The sequence below is a fragment of the Pseudoalteromonas arctica genome, assembly GCF_012927645.1.
In the GTDB taxonomy this organism is placed as follows: domain Bacteria; phylum Pseudomonadota; class Gammaproteobacteria; order Enterobacterales; family Alteromonadaceae; genus Pseudoalteromonas; species Pseudoalteromonas arctica_A.
The window spans coordinates 38039-62171 of the sequence record NZ_JABBMT010000019.1 but is presented as its reverse complement, the minus strand read 5'-3'; the positions used below and the strand labels follow the sequence as shown (position 1 = coordinate 62171).

22 protein-coding genes and 1 pseudogene are annotated in these 24133 nt (G+C 40.4%); 12 read left to right on the top strand and 11 right to left on the bottom strand.

Translation table 11 applies throughout. From position 1 onward, the window contains the following. Position 1: 1 nt before the first annotated feature. The 3 genes from ileS to murJ all read right to left on the bottom strand — a co-directional run bounded on the left by ileS (position 2) and on the right by murJ (position 5472). Complete coding sequence (gene ileS, locus HHO47_RS12595) at positions 2-2830, bottom strand: isoleucine--tRNA ligase (protein ID WP_169020604.1); 2829 nt, start codon at positions 2828-2830, stop codon at positions 2-4. Positions 2831-2855: 25 nt separating this feature from the next. Continuing rightward, on the bottom strand, positions 2856-3782 hold the full coding sequence (gene ribF / locus HHO47_RS12590) for a bifunctional riboflavin kinase/FAD synthetase (protein ID WP_169020603.1): 927 nt from the start codon (positions 3780-3782) through the stop codon (positions 2856-2858). 109 nt (positions 3783-3891) lie between these two features. Beyond that, entirely contained in the window at positions 3892-5472 is a 1581-nt protein-coding gene (murJ, locus tag HHO47_RS12585) for a murein biosynthesis integral membrane protein MurJ (RefSeq protein WP_348981657.1), read from the bottom strand. 255 nt (positions 5473-5727) lie between these two features. Between murJ and rpsT the strand changes: the two genes are divergently transcribed. Continuing rightward, positions 5728-5988 (top strand): 30S ribosomal protein S20, encoded by a 261-nt coding sequence (rpsT, locus tag HHO47_RS12580; protein WP_145237275.1) that lies wholly within the window; start codon positions 5728-5730, stop codon positions 5986-5988. A gap of 92 nt (positions 5989-6080) precedes the next feature. Here the strand turns inward: rpsT and HHO47_RS12575 are convergent, their stop codons facing one another. Beyond that, positions 6081-6464, bottom strand: coding sequence for a response regulator (locus HHO47_RS12575; RefSeq protein WP_169020602.1), 384 nt, complete (start codon positions 6462-6464; stop codon positions 6081-6083). A 153-nt stretch (positions 6465-6617) separates the two neighbouring features. On the opposite strand from HHO47_RS12575, the gene HHO47_RS12570 reads away from it, so the two are divergent. Together HHO47_RS12570 and HHO47_RS12565 are read left to right on the top strand one after the other, a co-directional pair. Next, the gene (locus HHO47_RS12570; protein WP_169020601.1) at positions 6618-7061 is read left to right on the top strand and encodes a hypothetical protein; all 444 of its coding nucleotides are present in this window, start codon (positions 6618-6620) and stop codon (positions 7059-7061) included. Positions 7062-7160: 99 nt separating this feature from the next. Next, positions 7161-7406, top strand: coding sequence for a hypothetical protein (locus tag HHO47_RS12565; RefSeq protein WP_169020600.1), 246 nt, complete (start codon positions 7161-7163; stop codon positions 7404-7406). Positions 7407-7434: 28 nt separating this feature from the next. On the opposite strand, the gene HHO47_RS12560 is transcribed toward HHO47_RS12565, so the two are convergent. After that, on the bottom strand, positions 7435-7587 hold the full coding sequence (locus tag HHO47_RS12560; protein WP_169020599.1) for a hypothetical protein: 153 nt from the start codon (positions 7585-7587) through the stop codon (positions 7435-7437). Positions 7588-7685: 98 nt separating this feature from the next. Next, positions 7686-8606 carry a 2-hydroxyacid dehydrogenase gene (locus HHO47_RS12555; protein WP_169020598.1) on the bottom strand — a complete coding sequence of 307 codons (921 nt, stop codon included), beginning with the start codon at positions 8604-8606 and terminating at the stop codon, positions 7686-7688. Positions 8607-8775: 169 nt separating this feature from the next. On the opposite strand from HHO47_RS12555, the gene HHO47_RS12550 reads away from it, so the two are divergent. After that, positions 8776-10488, top strand: coding sequence for a GNAT family N-acyltransferase (locus tag HHO47_RS12550; RefSeq protein WP_169020597.1), 1713 nt, complete (start codon positions 8776-8778; stop codon positions 10486-10488). 51 nt (positions 10489-10539) lie between these two features. Here the strand turns inward: HHO47_RS12550 and dapE are convergent, their stop codons facing one another. Together dapE and HHO47_RS12540 are read right to left on the bottom strand one after the other, a co-directional pair. Further along, complete coding sequence (gene dapE / locus HHO47_RS12545; RefSeq protein WP_169020596.1) at positions 10540-11736, bottom strand: succinyl-diaminopimelate desuccinylase; 1197 nt, start codon at positions 11734-11736, stop codon at positions 10540-10542. A 280-nt stretch (positions 11737-12016) separates the two neighbouring features. Further along, positions 12017-13435 (bottom strand): MATE family efflux transporter, encoded by a 1419-nt coding sequence (locus tag HHO47_RS12540; RefSeq protein ID WP_169020595.1) that lies wholly within the window; start codon positions 13433-13435, stop codon positions 12017-12019. A 238-nt stretch (positions 13436-13673) separates the two neighbouring features. Between HHO47_RS12540 and HHO47_RS12535 the strand changes: the two genes are divergently transcribed. Then, complete coding sequence (locus tag HHO47_RS12535) at positions 13674-14327, top strand: OmpW/AlkL family protein (RefSeq protein ID WP_169020594.1); 654 nt, start codon at positions 13674-13676, stop codon at positions 14325-14327. A gap of 50 nt (positions 14328-14377) precedes the next feature. On the opposite strand, the gene HHO47_RS12530 is transcribed toward HHO47_RS12535, so the two are convergent. The 3 genes from HHO47_RS12530 to bcsG all read right to left on the bottom strand — a co-directional run bounded on the left by HHO47_RS12530 (position 14378) and on the right by bcsG (position 17106). After that, positions 14378-14914 carry a thioesterase family protein gene (locus tag HHO47_RS12530; protein WP_169020593.1) on the bottom strand — a complete coding sequence of 179 codons (537 nt, stop codon included), beginning with the start codon at positions 14912-14914 and terminating at the stop codon, positions 14378-14380. 392 nt (positions 14915-15306) lie between these two features. Continuing rightward, positions 15307-16863 (bottom strand): transcriptional regulator TyrR, encoded by a 1557-nt coding sequence (gene tyrR, locus HHO47_RS12525; protein WP_169020592.1) that lies wholly within the window; start codon positions 16861-16863, stop codon positions 15307-15309. A gap of 99 nt (positions 16864-16962) precedes the next feature. Continuing rightward, on the bottom strand, positions 16963-17106 hold the full coding sequence (gene bcsG / locus HHO47_RS19800; protein ID WP_432651935.1) for a cellulose biosynthesis protein BcsG: 144 nt from the start codon (positions 17104-17106) through the stop codon (positions 16963-16965). 107 nt (positions 17107-17213) lie between these two features. On the opposite strand from bcsG, the gene HHO47_RS19795 reads away from it, so the two are divergent. The 7 genes and pseudogenes from HHO47_RS19795 (at position 17214) to HHO47_RS12490 (ending at position 24132) form a co-directional block, all read left to right on the top strand. Further along, positions 17214-17393, top strand: a complete 180-nt coding sequence (locus HHO47_RS19795) for a transposase family protein (protein ID WP_169020591.1) — start codon at positions 17214-17216, stop codon at positions 17391-17393. A 130-nt stretch (positions 17394-17523) separates the two neighbouring features. Beyond that, a pseudogene (locus HHO47_RS19790) lies at positions 17524-17646 on the top strand (hypothetical protein); the annotation flags it as partial. Positions 17647-17928: 282 nt separating this feature from the next. Continuing rightward, positions 17929-19359, top strand: a complete 1431-nt coding sequence (locus HHO47_RS12510; protein WP_169020590.1) for a peptide MFS transporter — start codon at positions 17929-17931, stop codon at positions 19357-19359. A 479-nt stretch (positions 19360-19838) separates the two neighbouring features. Continuing rightward, positions 19839-20885: a 4-hydroxyphenylpyruvate dioxygenase gene (hppD, locus tag HHO47_RS12505; RefSeq protein ID WP_169020589.1), complete on the top strand. Its 1047-nt coding sequence runs from the start codon at positions 19839-19841 to the stop codon at positions 20883-20885. Between the two features lie 153 nt (positions 20886-21038). Then, on the top strand, positions 21039-22352 hold the full coding sequence (fahA, locus tag HHO47_RS12500) for a fumarylacetoacetase (RefSeq protein ID WP_169020588.1): 1314 nt from the start codon (positions 21039-21041) through the stop codon (positions 22350-22352). Positions 22353-22493: 141 nt separating this feature from the next. After that, positions 22494-23651, top strand: coding sequence for a M23 family metallopeptidase (locus HHO47_RS12495; protein ID WP_169020587.1), 1158 nt, complete (start codon positions 22494-22496; stop codon positions 23649-23651). Beyond that, entirely contained in the window at positions 23641-24132 is a 492-nt protein-coding gene (locus HHO47_RS12490; protein ID WP_169020586.1) for a polymer-forming cytoskeletal protein, read from the top strand. The genes HHO47_RS12495 and HHO47_RS12490 overlap by 11 nt, the downstream gene beginning before the upstream one ends. The last annotated feature ends 1 nt before the right edge of the window (position 24133 follow it).

Sequence of the window (24133 nt, the reverse complement as noted above, 5' to 3'; positions counted from 1 at the left end):
CCTATGCGAACTGGCGTGTTTCGCCTTCGCCATCTACGTTGCTAACACAACGACCACAAATTTCTGGATACGCAGGGTTTGCACCTACATCATCACAGTAATGCCAACACCGTTCGCACTTTTGTGCACCGGTAGCTGATACGCTGATGTATAAGCCTTCAATTTCAGTTGTTTGAGTTGCATCTGGTTGTGCATCAACAGCTGTAACAGTAACGTTGGATGTTAACAATACAAACCGTAGCTCATCACCCAAAGCAGCTAATTTAGCTGCAAGCTCTGCATTGGCAAAAATATTTACATTAGCTTGTAGTGTCGCACCGATCACATCTTCTTTACGTGCACCTTCTAATACACGGTTTACTTCATCACGCACGTTTAGAATCGTTAACCAATCGTCATTACTAAACTGACCTTCGCCAACCGCTTTTAAGCCATCATACCAAACTGAGGTAAACACATATAGGTCACGCTCACCTGGCAGTGCTTGCCAAATTTCTTGCGCGGTAAAGCTCATGATTGGTGCCATCCAGCGCGTCATCGCTTCGGCAATATGATATAGCGCTGTTTGACATGAACGACGGGCATGACTGTCGCTTTTCGCTGTGTATTGACGGTCTTTGATCACATCTAAATAAAATGAACCAAGCTCACCAGTACAGAAATTCATTAGCTTTTGCGTTACTTGGAGCATTTGATAACTTTCGTAAGCCGACAAAATTTCATCTTGTAATTGCGCCGCACGGCCAACAATCCAACGGTCAAGTTCAACCATATCATCAATAGCTACTTGGTCAGTTTTAGGATCAAAACCACTTAAATTAGCAAGCAAGTAACGGCTAGTGTTACGAATACGACGGTAACGATCCGCAGAGCGATTGAAGATTTCATCTGATACGGTCATTTCTGCAGTGTAATCAGTTGAAGCAACCCATAAGCGTAAGATATCTGCGCCCAATTTATTCATCACATTCTGTGGCGAAATTACATTGCCTAATGATTTTGACATTTTACGGCCGTTTTCATCCACAGTGAAGCCGTGAGTTAGCACTTGACGATATGGTGCATGACCATTAATTGCCACTGAGGTCATCATTGATGACATAAACCAACCACGGTGTTGATCTGAACCTTCAAGGTATAAATCAGCAGGACCAACTAAATCTTCACGGGCATCAACCACACAGGCGTGCGTTACACCCGAGTCAAACCATACATCTAAAGTATCTTGTACTTTCATGTATTGTTGTGCATCGGCTTCACCAAGTAAAGTCGCAGGCTCTAAGTCGTACCATGCTTGAATACCTGATTTTTCAATCAGCAGGGCTGCTTTCTCAATCAATGCTTGTGTATCTGGGTGAAGCGCACCGGTGTCTTTATCAACAAATAAAGCAATTGGTACACCCCATGTACGTTGACGCGAAATACACCAATCCGGGCGGCCTTCAACCATATTGGCAATGCGGCTTTCACCCCATTCAGGCAACCACTGCGTATTTTTAATCTCTTTTAATGAATCTTGACGCAAATTAGCTTGCTCCATGCTCACAAACCACTGCGGTGTAGCACGGAAAATAATTGGCGTTTTATGACGCCAGCAATGCGGGTAACTGTGCGTCAATGCATGATGATGCAATAACGCATTACGCTCAGTCAGTACATCAACAACGCTCGCATTGGCTTTAAATACATGTTGACCTGCAAAAAGCTCAGTGTCAGGTAAATAAACACCATTTGCACCCACCGGGTTAGCCACTTCTAAGCCGTATTGTAGGCCTGCCACGAAATCTTCTTGGCCGTGACCAGGTGCTGTATGCACGATACCCGTACCAGAATCAGTAGTAACATGATCAGCCACAATCACTGGCACATTAAAATCATAAAATGGATGCGCTACTTGCAAGTTTTCAAGTGCCGAGCCCGTTACATAACCTAATACGTGAAAGTGCTTAAAGCCGTAGCGATCCATTGCATCTTTGACTAGCTCTGATCCTAAAATCAAACGCTGCTGCGCGTCTTCATCATCAACTTGCACTAAGGCATATTCTAAATCAGCATGTACTGCAACCGCGCGGTTAGCTGGCAGTGTCCAAGGAGTTGTTGTCCAGATAGCCGTACTTACAGTGCCTGAGCCTTCATGCCCTGCGTTTAAATCAAAGGCACTAACAACAGCCGCTTGATCAACAAATTCAAAACGTACATCAATAGCCGGTGATTGTTTATCTTGGTACTCAACCTCTGCTTCAGCCAATGCTGAACCACAATCAGTACACCAATGCACAGGTTTAGCACCTTTGTGTAGATGACCTTTTTCGATAATGCGACCAAGCACACGAATAGCGTTGGCTTCAAAATCAAAATTCATAGTTAAGTAAGGCTTATCCCAATCAGCAAATACGCCTAAACGTTTAAAATCAACTTTTTGACCTTCAACTTGCTTTTTAGCATAAGCACGACATTTTTCACGAAACTCAGCAGCCGTGACTTTCACCCCCGGCTTACCAACTTTCTTCTCTACCATTAGTTCAATTGGTAAACCATGGCAGTCCCAACCTGGTACATAAGGCGCATCAAAATCAGATAAAGTTTTTGATTTTACGATAATGTCTTTTAGAATTTTATTTACTGAATGGCCTAAATGGATATCGCCATTTGCATACGGAGGGCCGTCATGCAAAATAAAGGTTTTTTTACCTTTTTTAGCGTTGCGAATTTGACCATATAGGTCGTCTTCATACCATGCTTTAAGCATTTTCGGCTCACGTTGTGCCAAATTGCCGCGCATTGGAAACGTCGTTTCCGGTAAATTCAAAGTATGCTTGTAGTCGCTCATTAATCCTAGTTTCCGTATCGGCTACCTAATTTAAACCAAAACACTGTTTTGCGGCAGCAACGTCAGTTGCTATTTGTGCCGTCAATTGTGTTAATGTCTCGAATTTTTTCTCATCGCGAAGTTTTTTTATTAACTCCACGTGCATAAACTGTCCATAAATATCTTGCGCAAAGTCGAACAGATGAACCTCTAATAATGCGCGTGTTCCATTAAATGTGGGTTTGTTGCCAATATTTGCAACCCCATACACTGTTTTATCGTTTAACGTTACTTGCACCGCAAATACCCCATTTACTGGGCATACTTGCCGCTTTAACGCAATATTTGCAGTCCTAAAACCTAATTTACGACCGCGTTTCCAGCCATGGATCACTCGCCCTGATATTGCGTAATCATGACCTAGCATCGCTTTGGCTTGCGCTAACTGACCTTCAGCTAATGCTTGGCGGATCAAAGTGCTGCTTACTCTAGCATTTAATTGCCGAAAACTCGCGGTGCTTTTTACATCCATATGAGCCGCTTGGCCCATCTTAGTTAGTAAATTAAAATCCCCCTGGCGCCTTTTACCAAAACGAAAATCATCCCCCACGGTTAACGCTTTTACACCAAGTTTATTAATCAGTATTTCTGTTACAAACTGCTCAGCTTGCATATTGGCAAATTGTTGATTAAAACTAATGCAAATAACACGCTCTATACCCAATTTAGCTAGCAAACGTAGCTTGTCACGCAATCGCGTTAATCGAGCTGGCGCATTGTCTTTAGCAAAAAATTCCTGCGGCTGCGGCTCAAATAACATTACCGTACTCGGTAAGTTATATTTTTTAGCGTCATTGAGTAACCCATTGAGTACTTCTGCATGACCTAAATGCACGCCATCAAAATTACCAATAGTTAACACACAGCCGTAATGCTGCGTGCGAATATTGTGAATGCCTCTAATTAACTCCATGCCACCTAATGCCTTTGTGAGCGTTATGTACCGAGTAAAATTTCACTTGGGTTACAGAATCACCGATTATACCCAAACCACCTCAAGATGCGAGTTTCAGTTGATTTTTTTAGCCTGATTGTGTGGTAACAACATTTTTTATGGTATTTAGTCTTACCCCAAGTAAAAACAACACTAAAAAGTACACCCCCCCTGCCAGAGCGAGTAAACCTATCAATAAAACAACTTGCTCACTAAAATGCCACTGACGCCATAAAAACTGTGTCGCAGCGTACCAAACTACAGCCCCCATAAATAAAGCGGCGAGCAAACACTTGCTGCTAAACAATAAACTAAAACGCGAAAACTGATAAACCTGCTCCTTGCTTAATTGACGATAAAGCAGATACGCATTACAACTGGCCGACATTGAAGTGGCAAGCGCTAACCCTAAGTAACCTATAAACGGTGCTAACATAATATTAAATACCATGTTCAGCAGCAGCGTAATAATGCCAATACGCACCGGGGTTTTAGTGTCTTGACGTGCATAAAAGCCCGGCGCTAAAACTTTGATCAACATAAAACTGACCAGTCCAACTGAGTAAGCCATCACCCCTAAACTCACGGCCTGAACATGATCGACATCCCCTTGACTAAACGCGCCATGATCAAATAGTACAGAGATGATTAACGGGCTAATGATCATCAAACCAATCATCGCAGGTAAGCCTAAAAAGATCACAAACCGCACCCCCCAGTCTAAGGTGTGCTGAAAATCACTGTTTTTTTCGCTGCTATGTAATTTAGATAGCGCAGGTAAAATAACCGTTGCGATACCAATGCCAAATAACCCTAGTGGAAATTCGATTAAGCGATCAGAATAATATAACCAAGCAATTGACCCTGTCATTAATAATGATGCGATCACGGTATCCAATAGTAAGTTAATTTGACTAATCGATACGCCAAATAATGCGGGTAACATTAATTTCCGGACTTTTTTTACATTTTCGTCCTGCCACGCCCAACGCGGACGGCTTAACATTTTTGCACGATATAAAAAAGGTAACTGAAACAATAATTGCACTACACCACCGACAAACACACCAATGGCAAGCGAATAAGCACCAACCGAGAATTTATCGTGTAATAAGATGGCACAGGCAATAATCGAAATATTCAACAGCACTGGCGTAAACGCTGCAACAGCAAAGCGATTATAAACATTCATCACTGCGCCACTGAGCGCCACCAAACTGACAAAAAATAAATACGGAAACGTGAGCTTGAGCAAACTACTGGCTAGTTCAAACTTCTCAGCGTTTGGACCTCCATACCACCAATCAATAAACCAACCAGTACCAAATAAACCGGCAATAACGGGGGATGCTATCACACCAAAAAGAGTGACGATGAGTAAAATAGTTCCGAGTGTCCCCGCAGCTTGCGCTACAAACAGCCTAACTTTGTCGTCTCCTTGTTGTTGTTTGATTTCCGACAAAACTGGTACAAATGCTTGTGCAAATGCCCCTTCAGCAAATAAGCGGCGTAAAAAATTGGGAATGCGATTAGCGAATAAAAAAACGTCGGCAGCAGCACCTGCGCCTAATAAATTCGCGACAACAGCATCTCGCACTAATCCTAAAACACGCGATATCATTGTCATTGCACTTACAATCATACCGGAACGAAATAATCCTTTTGCCACACTAAACCTGCTTTAAAACCAACGATAAAAACAATTATGCCACAGTCTTTTTTATAAATCGCTCTAAAGCACTAGGCTGAACTCACCGCCTTTGTTACAATAGCGCTATTAACTGTGCTAGAGCGGCAAATTGATGTTCGTTATATAGGAGCAGTTTTTCTTGGCATGTCAAATTTTTGTTGACATTCACGATTAAAAAGGGCATATTCCACGGCCTTTAAATTAAGCTTATTTTAAGATTGTTAGGAGCAAACCTTGGCTAACATCAAGTCTGCAAAAAAACGCGCTATCACTAGCGAAAAAAACCGTCAGCATAACGCAAGCCGTCGTTCAATGATGCGTACATACTTCAAAAAAGTAGTTGTTGCTATTGAAGCGGGCGACAAGGAAGCTGCACAGCAAGCTTTCGCAGTTGCTACACCTATTTTAGACCGTTATGCAACTAAAGGTCTAATTCACAAAAACAAAGCAGCTCGTCATAAGAGCCGCATAGCAGCTAAGATCAAAGCGCTATAATTTGTTTTTGCTAGAATATAAAAAACCGGCCAAGGCCGGTTTTTTTATATCTATTATTTAACGCTTAAAGTTATTTAAACTCTGCTGTTGCGTTAAACAACATCTAAATCTGGATAAAACTTTTTCAGCATCGCCGCAATTTTCTTCGGTGTAAATGGCTTTACCACAAATCCTTTAGCCCCTTTATCGATTGCATCTTTAACATTCTCAACCGTTGAGTGAGCCGATACCATAACGACATTAGTTTGTGGATTTATTTCATTGATCTGCGCGATAATCTCTTTACCATCACCGTCTGGCAACTCAATATCTAAAAATATAATATTATAATCAGCCGTTTGACAAGCACTGATACATTGCGCAGCTGTCGATGCTTCTTTAACATTTTCAATACCTAAGTGCATTAATGTTTGATGGAGAAAACTGCGCACCGTTCCCACATCATCCACTATTAAAATTGAAAGCTGCGTATTCATTGTTGATCCCCGTAGGTTATGAACTAGGTTTAAGTTACTATACCCAAACCACCTCAAGATGCGAGCTTCAATTGGTTTAGGTATATTTATATAACTTTTCTAATTTAATCATCTCATTATAGAGAGCTCTGCTTAAAAGGCCAGATTTGCTTTATGTCAAATAATATAAAAAAACAATCCTTACTAGGAAAAACGCCTCAACGAAAAAAACCAACGGCACCAACTAGCAAGCGAAAAGCGCCTGCTCAGACAAACGTCACGCAACCACAAACTGCTAGCAGTGAATTAGCTGAAACAAAAAAAAGCCGTACAGGCATTATCGTAGCGGGTGTGATTATGTTTGCTATTTTAGTTATCCCCAAACCACAGTTATTAACCTATGAAAAATTAGGCTTAGTAACGCAAAGTGTATATTGGCCGGGATTGTTTGGTTATGGCGCCATGTTATTTGACTCAAATTTGCAGCCAAATGCCGATTTAGCGCGTAACAACCTTTATTTATGTCAAAACAATAAGCAACCAGATACGTGTCAAAAATATCGAGTAACCGAACAAGCTGGCTTTTTTTCTGCTTTACAAAAACTAATTTGGGATTAAAAAAACTAATCTGAAAATATAAAATTACTTGGTTGAAAGGTGCGCAAAATATCAACATAATGGCGCTCCTTTTTTCAACACTTGAACAACGATACAACCATGCTAAACGAGCTAGATTGGCTTTTAAATATTATCCTGTTAGCCCTAGGATTAGGGGCGTTTTTTATCAATCAATTAACAGTACTGCGTGTAGCGGCGATCAGCGCCTGTACTTTACTGTTTTTGTCATTTAGCTTGGATTTAATGTCGTCGAGTGTTATTTCAAACATGAGTTTAGTGTTGATAAACACGTTTTACTTGTTCAAGGTTTATACCTTTGGGCAATTAAATGTGCCGCAAAGTTAATATCTCTCCCTAGATAATTTTATGTACCCTACCGCGCTTTGCTCGGTAGGGTATTTTTTTGCGCGAATAGAACGGGGACTTGTTCACTAGCATTAGCTTGATTAAACCATGCCGACACACCCATTAAGAGTACTGAAATAACGATAATACTAAATTTAACGCCTGTTTGATGCTGTTTCATTGTACACCTTATTATTATTGTTAGTGTTTTTTGAACTACCCAGACTAACTAAAATTACAGCTGCTAACAAGGTGTACCACACTATTGTTGCTGAACTTTTAATAACCTTTTGTTCTATCAACCTGATTATTTAATTTAAGCCCTGTTTTCATACGTTGTACATTATTAGCAATCTGCTGCGTTACAGTTTCCAGATCAGACAACGCTGCGCAATGAGGAGTCATTGTGACCGCTGAATGATGCCAAAAAGGATGCTCTGCAGCTAATGGCTCTTGCGCAAAAACATCCAATGTTGCCCCTCTTATAATTTGATTATCTAATGCCCAAAGTAAATCGTCTGCAACGACGTGCTGGCCTCGCGCTACATTGATGAGCACTGCATGACTTGGTAACTGCATTAATAAATTGCGATTAATAAAGCCCTTCGTTTGCGCCGTTAGTGGTAATAAACACACCAGATAATCAGCCTGTGCTAACAAACTCGGTAACTCACTTGCTTGATGAATACAATTCACTTCGGGTATATTTTTAGGGTTTTGTGAAAATGCACTTACGGTAAAATTATTAGCCAGTAAACGTTTAGCGCAACTTTGTCCTAACTCACCAAAACCTAAAATCACCACATGATTATGACTATAAGCGCGTTTTGGCAGCCATTGTCGTTGTTGTTGCTTAATCACATAGTCTTTAAGCCTTAACTTATGCGCTAAAATATGGGTAAGCACATACTCTGCCATATCATGAGCTAAATTTTCATCGACGATGCGTGTCACAACGACATTGTCGGGGAGTAAGTTTAAATCAATACTATCGACCCCTGCGCCAAATGAAGACACTGCTTTTAAATTTGGTAGTTGTGCCCACATATCTGCCGGTGCCAGCCAAGCAAGCACAAATTCAACATCCTCTAAGTTATCACAGTCTGGCCACTGTGAAATATTTACATCTGGTAATTTAGCAGCTAACGCAGTAATAATCTTACTGCAATCACGTCCACTAATCGCAACAAGTACGCTCATGTCATGCCTATAGAGTTGTTGATTTGCGAATAGTATAACCTTTGTTAAAACATTAAATCTAATCGAATTACTGCTCAGCTCTTTAAAAGGTCACACAACTGCAACCTAATTGTCATAGCAAGCTTTTACTCTGGCGATATATTGATCACCATATGCAAACGAGGTAATTATGATCAGTGTTGATAAAGTCATCGCAGCAAATCTACCACAATTAGAAAACTCACCTAAAGTAAAAAGTTTAGTTAAAAAAGGCTTAGGTTATTTGCTTCACGAACAAGAATTTGTTGCATTTGGTGATGCCTACCCGCACTTACAAGGTATTGAGTTTGTTGAACAAGTGTTGGATGAATTAGATTTTGATACTCGCTACAAGCCAAAGCAGATTGAGAATATTCCTAGTGAAGGTAAGTTAGTTATTGTTGCTAACCATCCTATTGGCTCTTTGGATGCACTGGCATTAATTAAAGTATTATCAAGTGTTCGTAAGGATTTAAAGGTCGTAGCCAATCGCATGTTAATGTCAGTTACGCCAATGCACTCGTTATTACTGCCGGTCGATAATTTATCAGGTGCCAGTAAAAAGCAAGAACTCAATAATATCCACCAGCACCTTAAAGAAGCAGGGGCCATTCTCATTTTCCCAGCAGGTGAAGTGTCGCGTTTAAGCCCAACCGGAATTAAAGATTGCAAGTGGAATAGCGGCTTTTTACGGATCGCAAAAAAAGCCAATGCGCCGATTTTACCGATTTTTATTAAAGCCAAAAATAGCCCACTTTTTTATGGCACATCGATGATTTACAAGCCTTTAGCGAGTTTATTACTGGTTAAAGAAATGTTTAAACAACGACAAAAATCATTAGAGTTCGAAATTGGCGCATCCATACCTCCAGAGTCTTATTTAATTGAAAACCTTAAAGACAAAGAAGTAGTCAATCTGATCCGTAAGCAGCTTTATGCACTTACCTCAAAGAAAACCTTACCACTTAAAACACAAGCGCCCATCGCCTCCTCAGAATGCCGTAAGGAACTAAAAAAAGCCATCGAACAGTGTGAATTATTAGGTACAACTCAAGACGGCATGCAGATATACCTTTATCAATATCAAGGCAGCTCACCGATTTTCAGAGAGCTTGGCCGATTACGAGAGATTTCGTTTCGCACCGTTGGTGAAGGCAGTGGTAAGCGTCGTGATATTGATAAGTACGATATGGATTATCAGCACTTGGTTTTATGGGATGGCTCACAACTTGAGTTAGTTGGCGCATACAGACTAGCCTGTGCCCAAGCAATTATAGATAAACACGGCCGCAAAGGTTTATATACAGATAGCTTATTTTCTTACAGTGATGCAATGACTCCTTACTTTGCTGCAGGTATTGAACTAGGTCGCAGCTTTGTACAACCTAAATACTGGGGTCGTAAAAGTCTTGATTATTTATGGTATGGGATTGGCGCGTTTGTGAAAAATTATCCTCAGTATCGCTACCTCTACGGCGCAGTCAGTGTTTCGAACGCGTTACCAGAACCTGCCAAAGCCATGTTAGTTCATTATTATCAGCATTATTACGGCGCTAAGCAGGTTATAGCGACACCTAATAACGAGTTCAAACTCACAGAGCAGCAGCTCACACAGTGCACAAACCTATTTAACGGCGATGATGTTAAAGAAGACTTTGTTGAGCTCAAACATGTGCTCGCAAACATGGGGGCTCAAGTACCCACTTTATTTAAACAATACACCGAACTATGTGAGCCTGGCGGCGTACAGTTTTTAAGTTTTAGTGTTGATCCTGATTTCAATAATTGTATTGATGGCTTAGTACTTGTTGATCTTGAAAAAGTAAAAGCAGGAAAAGCAAAGCGCTATCTAAGTAAAGAGTAAGCACTCATATTGAGGTGTTTTTGGTCTACATTTGATTATAAAACGCTCGCCCTAACAGCGAGCATTTTTATTAAATAAGTTAGAGAGTAATTGTGTATAAATTTGCTCTATGATCAATAGATCAGCAATTGGCACATGTTCATTAACTTGATGAATTGTATTATTGCGTACCCCACATTCGATCACTTGGGTATGACTATTTGCGAAAAACCGGCCATCTGATGTGCCCCCACTTGTGCTTAGTAAGGGATAACTGCCAGTCACCTTAAATACAGCCTGCTCAACGTGCGTTAATAAACAATTATCATCACATTGATGGCTTGTATAAAACGATTCGCAAGGGCGTTCCCATTCAATATTGAGATATTGTGCTAAATCCCCCAGGGCAAATTGGATTTCATTTTTTATATCACTGCTTTTATAACCATGGCTATAACGGATATTAAATGTCATTTCACACCGTGCTGGCACCATGTTATCAACAACATTAGCAATATTAATCCCGGTTACTTGCAAGCTCGTATATGAACTTGGCTCGTCACGCTGCCAAGTTATACCAGTCAGGCGCTTGATTACTTCTGCACTTAAATGGGCTGCATTGATGGTATTTTCTGGATAAGCAACATGCCCTGCTTTACCGTTGATCACTAACCGCGCAGAGAGTGCACCTCGACGGCCATTTTTGATTGTATCGCCAACATGTAAATGACTGGTTGGCTCGCCGACAATACAGCCGTAAAGTTGAATACCTTGTTGCGCTAAACGCTCTGCAATCAGTAGTGAACCATATTCCGCCTCCCCTTCTTCATCTGAGGTGATCAGCCAGTAAAAAGTGCCTTTTTTTGCAGCTACGTTAGCCAGTAATGTACGACTGGCACATAACATAGCGGCAACGCCTCCTTTCATATCAGCAGCGCCTCGGCCATAAATCGCGCCATCGATAATATCACCTGAAAATGGTTCTGCTCGCCACGCCCCTCCTGATGCTGGGACCACATCGATATGCCCCGAAAAAGCATAGAGTGGCCCATCACCAAAGCTTACTTTAGCGATTAAGTTAGTAACATTATTAAAGGTAAACTGTTCACAGTTAAAACCAAGATCTGTTAACTGTTTTGCTAACCAGTCTATTGCCCCGGCTTGCTGTGGCGTAACAGATTTAAATTGGATCAACTTTTGGAGGTAACTGACTACAGTATCAGTGTGGATTACTTCATTCGTGGTGTGAGATTGGATAGCTAAAGTCATAATTAACACCCTTAATAAGAGAGAGTATTTTTATTACAACCTACATTTATGACCGCTTTATGAAAACACGAATTATACCAATTGTTTTAAGTTATTGACCATTTATAGCGACAGAAAAATACAGTGATAACAAGGCAGAATTTGACATGTGGTTGTTCTCGGCAATTGCTCCTGCATTGCTCTACCTCTTGCATCCATGCAGTCGTACATGAAAAATTACTAACACAGTTAGCGCTTTATTTAGCGCGCTAGAATGGTTAAATATTTAAGTCGATTGGTATTAGTGTGCACCTTCTTCGATGAATGCTTCTTGGCTAACTTTAGCGATATATTTATCATCAGTGGTCAATTTTGTTTGTTGCCAACGACCACGACAAAACCACAAATACGATAGCGCAGCGACGATCACATTGGTGACAGCAAACGAGTACCAAATGCCGTGATCACCCAAGGGAGTGTGTTTTGACAAAATATACGCCACCGGAAACTGTACTACGCATTGAGAAAATAACGCCAACAACATCGCATTTAGCATGTTCCCTGATGCTCTAAATGCAGCCACCACACATAATTGCACGCCAATTCCGCCCCAAGTTAAACACATAATACGAATAAACTGCGCACCTTTGGCTATCACGCCTTGCTCATCAGGGATAAAAAATGCCACTAGGTAAGGTGCAAATATATACGCAATCGCTCCTATAAAAGACAAACCACATAATCCCCAAAGAACCGCCAGCTTGGTAATTTGCTCTGCTCGTTGCGGATTACCTGCGCCCATATTTTGTCCGACCAAGGTCGACACAGCCATCGAGAGTCCCATAGCAGGGATCATCACCATCTGTAATATATTTGAACCAACGCCATAAGAAGCAATGGTTTGAGTGCCAAAACTAGCCACTAAAAAAGACATGATAATCAAACCAAATGCACGCGCAGACAACTCCACAGAGCCTGGTGCACCTAAAAAAAACGCTTGTTTAATATAACTATAATCAGGAATAAAACTTGATAATTTTAGCTCAATACCGTGACGGCCACGCAGAAAAATAATAATGCCAGCAATGGCTGCTAAACTTTGTGTCACCAACGTAGCCAGCGCAGCCCCCATCACCCCAAGACCTGTAAAGCTGCCATAACCAAAAATAAATAATGGATCCAGTACAAAATTTAGTAACACGGTTACAGAAACAATGATTAGTGGCACTTTGGTTTGGCCGATACCCCGCATTAAGGCTTGAAACATGGCATAAATAAATACAAATACCACACCCACAAATGACACATGCATAAATTTTAAAGCATCGTTATAAACGGCATCGTCAACACCCAGTAAATGTAAAAAGTAAGGCGATAACAAATAACCGATCACGCCTAAAAAAATAGCTGTCACAGTTACCATTAACACTGTTTGCGCGGCCACATGGTTTACTTTATCTTGTTGGCCAGCCCCCATATATTGCGCTGACAAAATAGCCCCCGCCATCGCAAGTCCAGAGCCAATTGCAATCACTAAAAAAGTCACAGGCATACTGACTGACACCGCAGCAACTTGTGCCGCTCCTAAGCGACCAACCCAAAATGCATCGGTTAATTGATAGGCTGATTGTAAGATGTTGATAAGAATAATAGGAACAGCAAGTTTTAACAGTGCTTTGCTAATAGATCCTGACAGAAAAAGGTGGTTGGTTGCGTTCATTGTATACCCTTGCTTTAAGCAGCAATTATAACTTATTTTCCTGACCTATTGATGAATAGCGATATAAAAGAGTGCGCTGTCAATCGGTTTTAAACGTCAATTAAGTAAACCTTAATCTAAATCAAATAAACGCTGCGCCGTTTTATACCCTGTTATAAAGCTTGATCTAGAACAGTTTTTTATTTTTTTGTTTGGCTGATAATAGCGTCAATTCAAAAAGTAGTTCTCGGAGAACAGCATGAAAAAACAACTTAGCGCAGCGTTACTCACCTCACTTTTAATCGCATCTCCTTTCGCCAGTGCAAACTTAAGCGTTAATATCGGTGCTATTAATGTTAACCCTGACAATAGCAGCTCAGCGATCAATGAAGATCCAAGTTTAGGCTTAAAGGGTAGCTCAGATACACAACTGGGTATTACAGTTGACTATGCATTTAACGATCAGTGGGTTCTAGAATTGGTTGCTGCAACCCCCTTTTCTCATAAGGTTAATGGCACAGGTGGTTTAGCTGGCAATAAAATAGCTGATATTAAGCAATTACCGCCGTCACTAATCGCTCAATACCACTTTTTAGAAAGTACTTCAGCGTTTCGCCCATTCGTTGGTGTAGGTATTAACTACACAGTATTTTTTGATGAGCAACCTTCTACAGCGTTAAAAACTGTACTGGGCACCAACGACGTTGAAGTAAAACTTGATAATTCATTTGGTTTTGTAGCTCAAGCAGGCTTTAACTATATGCTAGATCAAAACTGGGGCGTACATGCAATGGTATCAATCATGGATATTGAAACCGATGCAACTGTTTATGCTGGTGGCAAGCAAGCCCTCACTTCAACAGTAAAAATTGACCCTGTAGTTGCCATGTTAGGGGTTAAATACGCTTTTTAAACATGCTCTCTAAAAAAGGCCTAACGGCCTTTTTATCTGGGTATGTAAAATCAACGGGGAAGATTTGTTATTTTTTTCTGTTCTAACATTTCTTTCCAGTGCATAATTTCCGGTGGTAATATTGGCACCACACCGTCAAAGTTTACCGCCTCTAGCATTTCTTCTACGCTGACGACACCTCGCTTACGCTTAAACACACCTCTTACATAGGCGATCGCATGCAAGCCTCGCTCAGAATGAAACTTTTGCTCAATATAAAAATACTTATGATCCCAACCAACTAAGCGTGTACTAATGGTATAGCGTTGCATTGGCTTAATATCACGAATATAAGTAATAGCCGTAGCGTTAACGATAGGAAACCAACGTTTTTTCATAATCGTTCCAAGCAAGCCAACTCGCTCAGTCATCCAAGTGCGAGCTAAATCCATCATTGCTAAATAACGAGAGTTAGTCAGGTGTAAATTAATATCACAATCACTCGGCAGCGCTTTGTAATCTATATCCACAGTTTCTAACAATGATTGATAATCACGGTTACGTTTGATTTTAAAAAATAATAATAAAAGACGAAAATATAAGTTCACAATAAAGGTCTTACCAGTTAACAGTTTTATGAGTGTAGCATAGTGTATTGCATTGGAGAATATTCTACTCTAATCTGACATGCTCTGATTATGAAAAACAATAATGAAAAAATCAGTGTGGGTGCAAGAATTTAATAATGGCTTTATTGAAGGATTCAGTTGGGAAATTGGCGCACACACAAGCAAACTTGAAAAGCGTCAATATATACGTATAAAGGTGCGGTAAAAGGGGATTGTGTTATCAGTTTAGATAACAAAGATTACTTTTGCCCGTAATAACATCTGTATTGTTATTAAGTTCACCGCTGAGGGTATTGATACTGTCGCTATTAGCGGTGTAAAAAGATATGGGTACTAGGCAATAGTACCCAACACTGTTGATTTGAGTCAGTTTACACTTTTACCGTTTTACGGTTAATACCGTAGTCACGTAGCTTATTTGCAACTGCGGTATGGCTTAACCCTAAACGCTTAGCTAATTGTCTTGAGCTTGGGTAAGCAGGATACAACTTACGCAATAATGTAGCCTCAAAACGTTTTACAGCTTGATCGAGCGAGCCCTCAAAATCAGACTCCAAATATCCTAAATCATGGGTAAATGCGGGTAATTGTAAATGCTCAACACGCAGCTCGTTATCATCTAATAACGAGACTGCACGGTATATCGCATTTTCTAATTGGCGGACATTGCCAGGCCAAGGATAATCTTGTAAAAACGACAAGCATTCTGCAGATAACTCCGGAATTGCATGACCATTTTGCTGTGCGTATTTTTGAATAAAGTGTTCTGCAAGTGGTCCTACATCAGCTTTACGATCACGTAGTGAAGCAATTTCTAAAGTCAGTACATTGATCCGATAGTATAAATCTTCTCTAAACGTACCCTCTTGTACCATCGCGGGTAAATCTTTTTGCGTGGCGGCGATAATGCGTACATTTACTTTTACCTCGTTCTCATCGCCAACTTTGCGAAATGTGCCATCTTGTAAAAAGCGCAGTAACTTGGTTTGTAATTGAGTAGACATTTCACCTACTTCGTCTAAAAACACCGTGCCGCCATCCGCTTGCTCTAATACGCCGCGTTTTGGCGCTGCATTTTCTTCATAACCGGCATAACCAAATAATTCAGACTCAGCAACATCATCAGGTAGTGAAGCACACGATAAAGCGATAAAAGGTTTCACAGAACGATTAGATGCATAGTGACAAGCGCGTGCCAGTAACTCTTTGCCAGTGCCGGTTTCACCAGTGATAAGTATCGGAGCTTCAAGTTGCGCCATTTTCCGTGCTTCACGAACCACACGACGCATCGCAGTGCTAAAGTTATGAATGGTTGCAAAGCTTTCTTGACCATAACGACGAAACGCACTCACCTGCTGACCTAAGCGGCTTTGTGATTTAATGTTGATCACCGCACCTGCTAATACATCCCCTTCATTGCCTTGTGGCACTGCGATTGGCAAGATATCCGCGATAAAATCTTCACCAGCCACCTCAACCCGAGTTGTTTGGCCCAATACTTCTTTGCCTTCTAACCAACGGGTAAAGTTAAAGCCTTTCAATAAATTATTGATATTTGAACCAATAACTTCTTTTTCGGTTAACTGTAAGTCTTTACATGCAGCATCATTACAAAGCCTAACCCAACCTTTGGCATCAATTGAGATCACCCCATCTGGTAGCGCACGCAACAATGTGTTGAGCTCATTATGCTCACGCTCAGAAGGTAAAAAAGCGGTAGTACGTACATCCTGCACACCATCAATTAACCGAATTGAGGGCATGATTTTTTGAAACTGCTCAAATTCAATCGGTGGAAAACTCACATACATACGACAGTTAATTGAATCAACTTCAATACCTTTTAAATCAACGCGATAGTTGACTAAAATATTGAGTATTTCTTGAGCAATACCGATGCGGTCTGCACAATGGATATCTAAACGCATTTCACCCTCAAAAAGAGAAAACCTATATGCCAAGGATAATACGCTAACTCCACAATGGAGGATAGTCTAATGTAAAGATTTTTGGACAACCGCGACTAATTACTGGGACATTGGGTTCATTCTCCACAGCAAGTTGAATAATTGCTGTTGTCGGGTTGGGTAATTTTGCAGGCAATTCATTCGTCCGCGACCTACTAACTGATCGCCATCATGTAAATTGATTGTATTATAAGACAGAGTCATTAAGTTGGTTATTAAGCCAATCCAGTAACACTTCTTTGTCTAAATAAATTAGCTTACCATCAAACCCATACTGCGACGGTGAAAATTCTGAGGAATCAAGTTTAGAGGTGGAGTCCTCAGGGCAAACGATAAAAAATATACAAGCACTTTTTGATCAACTAACCGATCCAAGCAACTCAACCAGTGTCCGCCATCCCTTTACCAATATTCTGAGTATCACTATTTGCGCTATTATCAGCGGTTGCAATAATTTTAACGAAATAGAAGAGTACGGAAAGTCAAAATAACGTGGTTAAGGAAATTTTTAGACCTGAAAAATGACATTCTTAGTTAGGAATCTCGATATTGGTTTGGCGTGGCTAAATGATACATGGCGCTTTGATATCGGAACCACACCGATAGGCTTCACCGCATTGGTTTTTTGGTAGCTTTTTCAATTTAGATCGAGCAGATTTTTATGAATCTAACTATGCCCAATTATATTTTAGGTATTACTTTAAGCCGATTTATACTGAAATGACTTTTCCTGACCCCCTGTAGTGCTTTATGCAGGCTATAAAAATATGCTTTAAAGTCATCAGTAAGCTAACTATCGCAAGCACTTCCCCTGCACAGCCCGTGTATGTATACTTAGGCGCAATTGTAGCTAGGATAAGGGTGTGACTCTTACCCACTAAGCAAAAACTTAGTAAGCAAACCATTACCTTAGCTGCATTAAAAATAATATTCATGGCCACCCGTTCTATTTGTGTTGAAAGCACATGAACGACCAAAGCAAAAAATATAAGGCCGCAATAATTAACGTTGAGTTAGGAAGTAAATATGAGTTCATTACCTAAAGCAGGTGATTTTTTAGGGCATCCTAAAGGATTATTTCTGTTGTTCGGCACAGAAATGTGGGAGCGATTTGGTTATTATGGCATGCGTGCCATTTTAGTACTTTATCTTGTTGCTATTGTCCAAGACGGTGGTTTTGGTTGGAGTAATGCAGATGCACTAAGCCTTTATGGTACGTTCACAATGGCGGTTTATATCACTCCATTATTGGGTGGTTGGTTAGCTGATAACGTACTTGGTCAACGAAAAGCTATTATCATCGGTGGTCTACTAATGGCTGCTGGTCATTTTACTATGGGTATCCCTCACGATATGTTAGCCGGCCAACAGGAGAACGTATTTTATATCGGTCTTGTTTTATTATGTATGGGTAACGGTTTATTTAAACCTAACATCTCAACTATGGTTGGCGACTTGTATAAAGAGGGTGATCAACGTCGTGATGGCGCGTTTACTATCTTCTATATGGGTATCAACTTAGGTGGTGCGCTTGGCCCACTTGTTGCTGGTTTCGCAGCTGCATCTATGGGTTGGCAATATGGTTTTATTGTAGCGGGTGTAGGTATGCTTGTATCTGTGGCGATGCAAGTGGTGCTTAGTGATAAGTACTTAGGTGATATTGGTGTTGTTCCTGCCGCTAAATTAGCGCAATCACAATCAACTTCAAATACCAAAGAGCCGCTCACAAAAGTGGAAACTGACCGTATAAAAGTTATTTTCACTATGAGTGTGTTTAGTATCATATTTTGGATGGGTTTTGAGCAAGCCGGTGGCTTGATGAATTTATTCGCTAATGATTACACAGACCGTATGTTGTTCAACTTTGAAATTCCAGCGTCTTGGTTCCAATCATTAAACTCAATATTCATCATTATTTTTGCACCTATCGTTGCCATAGTATGGTTGAAACTTGATAAACGAGAGCCTAATTCTCCAGTTAAATTTGCCATTGCGTTGATATTCTTAGCGCTTGGCTTTATCACTATGATTTTAGCACTAATGACTCAAGGTCAAGGTGAACCCCTACAGATCAGTATGATGTGGTTAGTATTATTTTACTTATTCCATACCCTGGGTGAATTATGTTTATCACCTATCGGCTTATCAATGGTGAGTAAACTAGCACCACTGCGTTTAGCATCAATGCTAATGGGTATTTGGTTCCTATGCACTGCGGTTGCGAATAAGATTGCAGGTTTCGTAGGTTCATTCTTAGGTGAAGGCGAAGAAGCACTTGATAACGCATTAGGCATTTTTATTGGTTTAGGCGCTACTGCTGTTCTCTCTGCTGTGATCATGTACTTACTAAGCGACAAACTTGTTAAGTGGATGCACGGTGCTGAAGGTCAACACGAGTCACAAACACAAGAGCACATTTTAGCTGAAGAGCTTGAAGTAGTTGCTGAAAAACCGTAACTCTGTGTTTATATTATCTCTCCACAAGCTGTGATGCTTGTGGAGATTTCAGTTCCTTTATTTATATCGCCATGATTAATTCTTGCTACCTCTTTCGCTGAGCCTAGCAACCTTAGCTTTGCGCAGAAACAGTTAGTTTTTTAACAAATACGACTCCAACGTAAACAATTAATTACACCACGTATATTTAATAAGCGGTGATCACTTCCTTTATTTGATTATTTACCTCCTCAAATAAAAACAAATTGAGTTTATTTATCAATAATTTAATAAAATACAAAGTTACTTAACACAAGGCCTTTCAATACAAATATCAAAACCAAGCATCAATACTCATTCGTTTTAAAATGATCGTCCCATTTAATTTACAAATTGCCATTTACCTAAATAGCTACGAGCTCTTCCCCTGCTGCCAATTATGGTTAATTATCTGCGCCTCAGACACAACAAGACGCAGTGTTTATTGCGGGAGAATTATAATGAGTGAAGTAACTAACCCTTTAGGTTTGGTAGGTATCGAGTTTACTGAATACGCTACATCTGATGCAGATTATATGGATAAAGTATTTACCGATTTTGGTTTTTCAAAGCTAAAAACATTTAAAGGTAAAGACATTGTGTATTACAACCAAAACGATATTCATTTTTTACTAAATAATGAACGTGATGGTTTCTCTGCAGAATTTGCAAAAAGCCATGGTCCTGCAATTTGTTCTATGGGTTGGCGTGTAGAGAATGCTCAACAGGCATTTGACACCGCAGTAGAGCGTGGTGCAAAACCAGCGACTGATTCAACTCATAAAGACCTACCATACCCGGCAATTTACGGTATCGGTGATAGCTTAATTTATTTTATTGAGCAATTTGGTGACAAAGGTTCAATCTATGAGCAAGACTTTGAAGACTTAATCGAACAAAACGTTGTTGAAGATAAAGGCTTTATCCGTATCGATCATCTAACTAATAACGTCTACAAAGGCACTATGGAAACATGGGCTAACTTTTATAAAGACGTATTTGGTTTTACTGAAGTTCGTTACTTTGATATCAAAGGCCAAAAAACAGCCTTGATCTCTTATGCACTTAAATCACCGTGCGGCACCTTCTCGATTCCAATTAATGAAGGTAAAGGCAATGATAACAACCAAATCGATGAATATCTTGGTGAATACAATGGCCCAGGCGTACAGCATTTAGCATTCTTAACAGATGACCTAGTAAGCTCACTAGATAAGCTTGATAAATCAACCATTGCAACGCTTGATATTATCCCTGAATATTACGATACAATTTTTGATCGTGTACCTTGGGTTACAGAAGATAAAGAAAAGATCCGTAAACATCAGATCTTAATCGATAGCCAAAGTGAAAATTGCTACTTATTGCAAATTTTCTCGAAAAACTTATTTGGCCCAATCTTTATCGAGATGATCCAACGCGTTGATGACGGCGGTTTTGGTGAAGGTAACTTCCAAGCACTGTTTGAATCAATAGAGCGCGACCAAGAGCGTCGCGGCGTTTTATAAACACCGTATTATAAATTCAAAAAGCAGCGTATCTCGCTGCTTTTTGTCGTTTACCCTATTTTATAAATGACAATCTGATTTTCACTGTTTAAATCGTGCTATTCATCACCATATCCACTGTAAAGCGCGACTGACTAAACTAAAGGAAATGTAATGAGTTTAATTAACGAAACCCATGATATAAATTTAACTAGCTGGGTAGCCTCAGCGAACCTTGCAAATTGTGACTTCCCAATTCAAAACCTACCATTTGCAGAAATACGTCGTAAGAACTCTGACGAGGCTTTTCGTGGTGCCGTTGCCATTGGTGACCAAGTTATCGACCTTGCCAAAGTAAATGAACTCGCTATTTTCTCTGGCGATGCACAAACCGCAGTTGCAGCAGCAAGTAATACAACTCTAAATGAATTTATGGGTCTTGGTCAGCAATATTGGTCAGCACTGCGTTTAGCTCTTTCTAAAGCATTACGTGAAGGTGCTTCTGAGCAAGCTCAATTAAGCGATGCACTGATTGCTCAAGCTGATATTGAGTTTTCGTTACCATGTCGTATCGGCGATTACACTGACTTTTATACATCTATCTATCATGCAACAGCAGTCGGTCGCTTATTCCGTCCTGACAACCCATTACTACCTAACTATAAATGGGTACCAATTGGTTACCATGGCCGCTCTTCATCAATTGATGTGTCAGGTCAAACCTTTCATCGCCCAAACGGTCAAACTAAAGCACCAGACGCTGAAGTACCATCGCTTGGCCCCTGTAAACGCTTAGATTATGAGTTAGAGCTAGGCATTTATTTAGGTAAAGGTAATGAATTAGGTGATGCCATCGCTATTGAAAATGCAGAAAACCACGTGTTTGGTTTTTGTGTATTCAATGACTGGTCAGCACGTGACTTACAAGCTTGGGAATACCAACCATTAGGACCATTCCTTGCAAAAAACTTTGCTTCAACTGTGTCGCCGTGGATTGTAACAACCGAAGCATTAGCGCCTTATAGAACATCATGGACGCGCGATGAAAATGACCCACAACCGTTAGATTACTTAGAATCAAACCACAACCGTGAATTTGGCGCATTTGATATTAAAATGGATGTACAGATTGAAACCGCAAAAATGCGTGAACAAGGTGCTGCACCTTCATTAGTCTCTAAATCAAGTTTCAAACATTCATACTGGACAGTGGCACAAATGGTGACTCATCACACAGTAAATGGTTGTAACTTTATGCCAGGTGATATGTTAGGTTCAGGTACACAATCAGGCCCGACGCATGAAGAAGCGGGGTCATTACTTGAACTGTCTCGTGGTGGTAAAGAAAAAATCACGCTAAATAACGGTGAGCAACGCAGCTTCTTAGAAGATGGTGATAACGTTATTATGCGTGGTTGGTGTGAAAAAGCTGGTTTTGCTCGTATCGGTTTCGGCTGCGTAGAAGGAACAATTCTTCCTACTAAGTAGCTAAGTTGTAAACATTTATTAAATGTATTTATTATAAGGAGGCGACCAACGCCTCCTTTTTAAGATTAATTACAATTTTTTACTGGCTTTTTCAGCTCAGATTGCTATCTTAACCCGGTTAATAGCCAGTGTTTATAAGCCATGTCAGCATTTATTAAGTCTTTTTATCACAAATTATTTCCAGCTAGACAGCTGTTGATCCGCCAAAATGGTGAGGTTAAACATGTGATATTAGCACCTTGGTTACAAATATCAGCTGTAGCGATTATTTTAATTGCTTTAGTTTGGTTGGCTGTTTCAAGCCTGCGAATATATTCTCAAACCAACAAGATTTCCGACATCGAACAAAGCCAATTATCAAAACAACAACAGTGGCAGCAACAAAACAAAAAACAACAAGCACAATACGATAAACAGTTAGCGCAACTTGCAGTGCTTGAGCAAAAGCATGCTCTATTGCAGAGTATGATCGATTCTTTACCTGAGTCGATGAGCAACCCCGCTCTGCCAGTAGAGCCGCCAGCAGGAGAACTCGGCGAGCAACAAGAAGTGTTTCACGAACCATTAGTTGATGAAAACCCTAACAGTGCACACACTCTTTCACTCTCTGACTCTGTTAATATCGAGCAACGTTTTGCACTACTCGATAGCAAATATCACCAAAGCTTTTTACAAATAGAGCAACAAATAGAACGCCGCCAGCACGCTATTTTAGCGATGCTCAAAGGTGCAGGGCTTGATAGCGCCTTAACGCGTCGTCTAGATGGTGAGATGACCGGAACCGCACAAGGTGGTCCACTGGATTTATTTGAGGAATCAAAGATCCCAGCTGAATTTTTAGTCATCGCCGATAAACTATTGGCATTGAATAAGCTTGAAAATTTACTCAGTGAGTTACCACAAACTCTGCCTGCAGCAAATTACTATATTTCGAGCAGTTTTGGCCTGCGTAAAGATCCAGTGAATAAACGTCATGCTTATCACAAAGGCGTTGATTTAGCAGGTTGGCATAAAACCGAAATATTCGCTCCCGCTGATGGCATTGTATTACGCGCAGGACGCAACGGTGGTTATGGTAACTTTATCGAACTGCAACATAAAAACGGCTTTGTAACTCGGTTTGGTCACTTAAACAAAATCAACGTTAAAAAAGGCCAAACGGTAACTAAAAATGACGTTATCGGATTAATGGGCAGCACTGGCAGAAGTACTGGCACTCACCTACACTATGAAGTATTACTTAACGACAAACATGTCAATCCAGTCAAAATAACAAAGGCGCTTTCTCGTGTTCGGTAAAAAAAAATCAACAGTAAGTAGTTCAGCAAATTCTCAGCTAAAAAGAACTAGCCACACTCCTTCGATCATTTCTGAAGATGTTCGCTTAACGGGCAGCTTAGTGAGTCAAGGTGAAGTACAGCTTGATGGTCGCATAGATGGTGATGTTCGCGTTAATCATTTAGTTATTGGTAATACCGGTTGTGTTGAAGGCTCAGTGGTTGCTGAAAGCGTAATTGTAAAAGGTAAAATAATTGGCTCACTCAACGCCAGCAAAGTAGTTATTGAACGTTCAGCGCAAGTGCACGGGGATGTTTATCAAGATACTTTAAGTATTGATGCTGGTGCAATTATTGAAGGTAACCTAAAACAACGCCATGAAGCAGAAACCGTTGAGTTAATTACTAATAATAAAGAATCAAAGCCGGAGCTTACATCTGCGCTCAGTGAAGGTGATAATGACTTGTCGTTCTTTAACAAACAAGCCGCTGAAAAAGAATAAG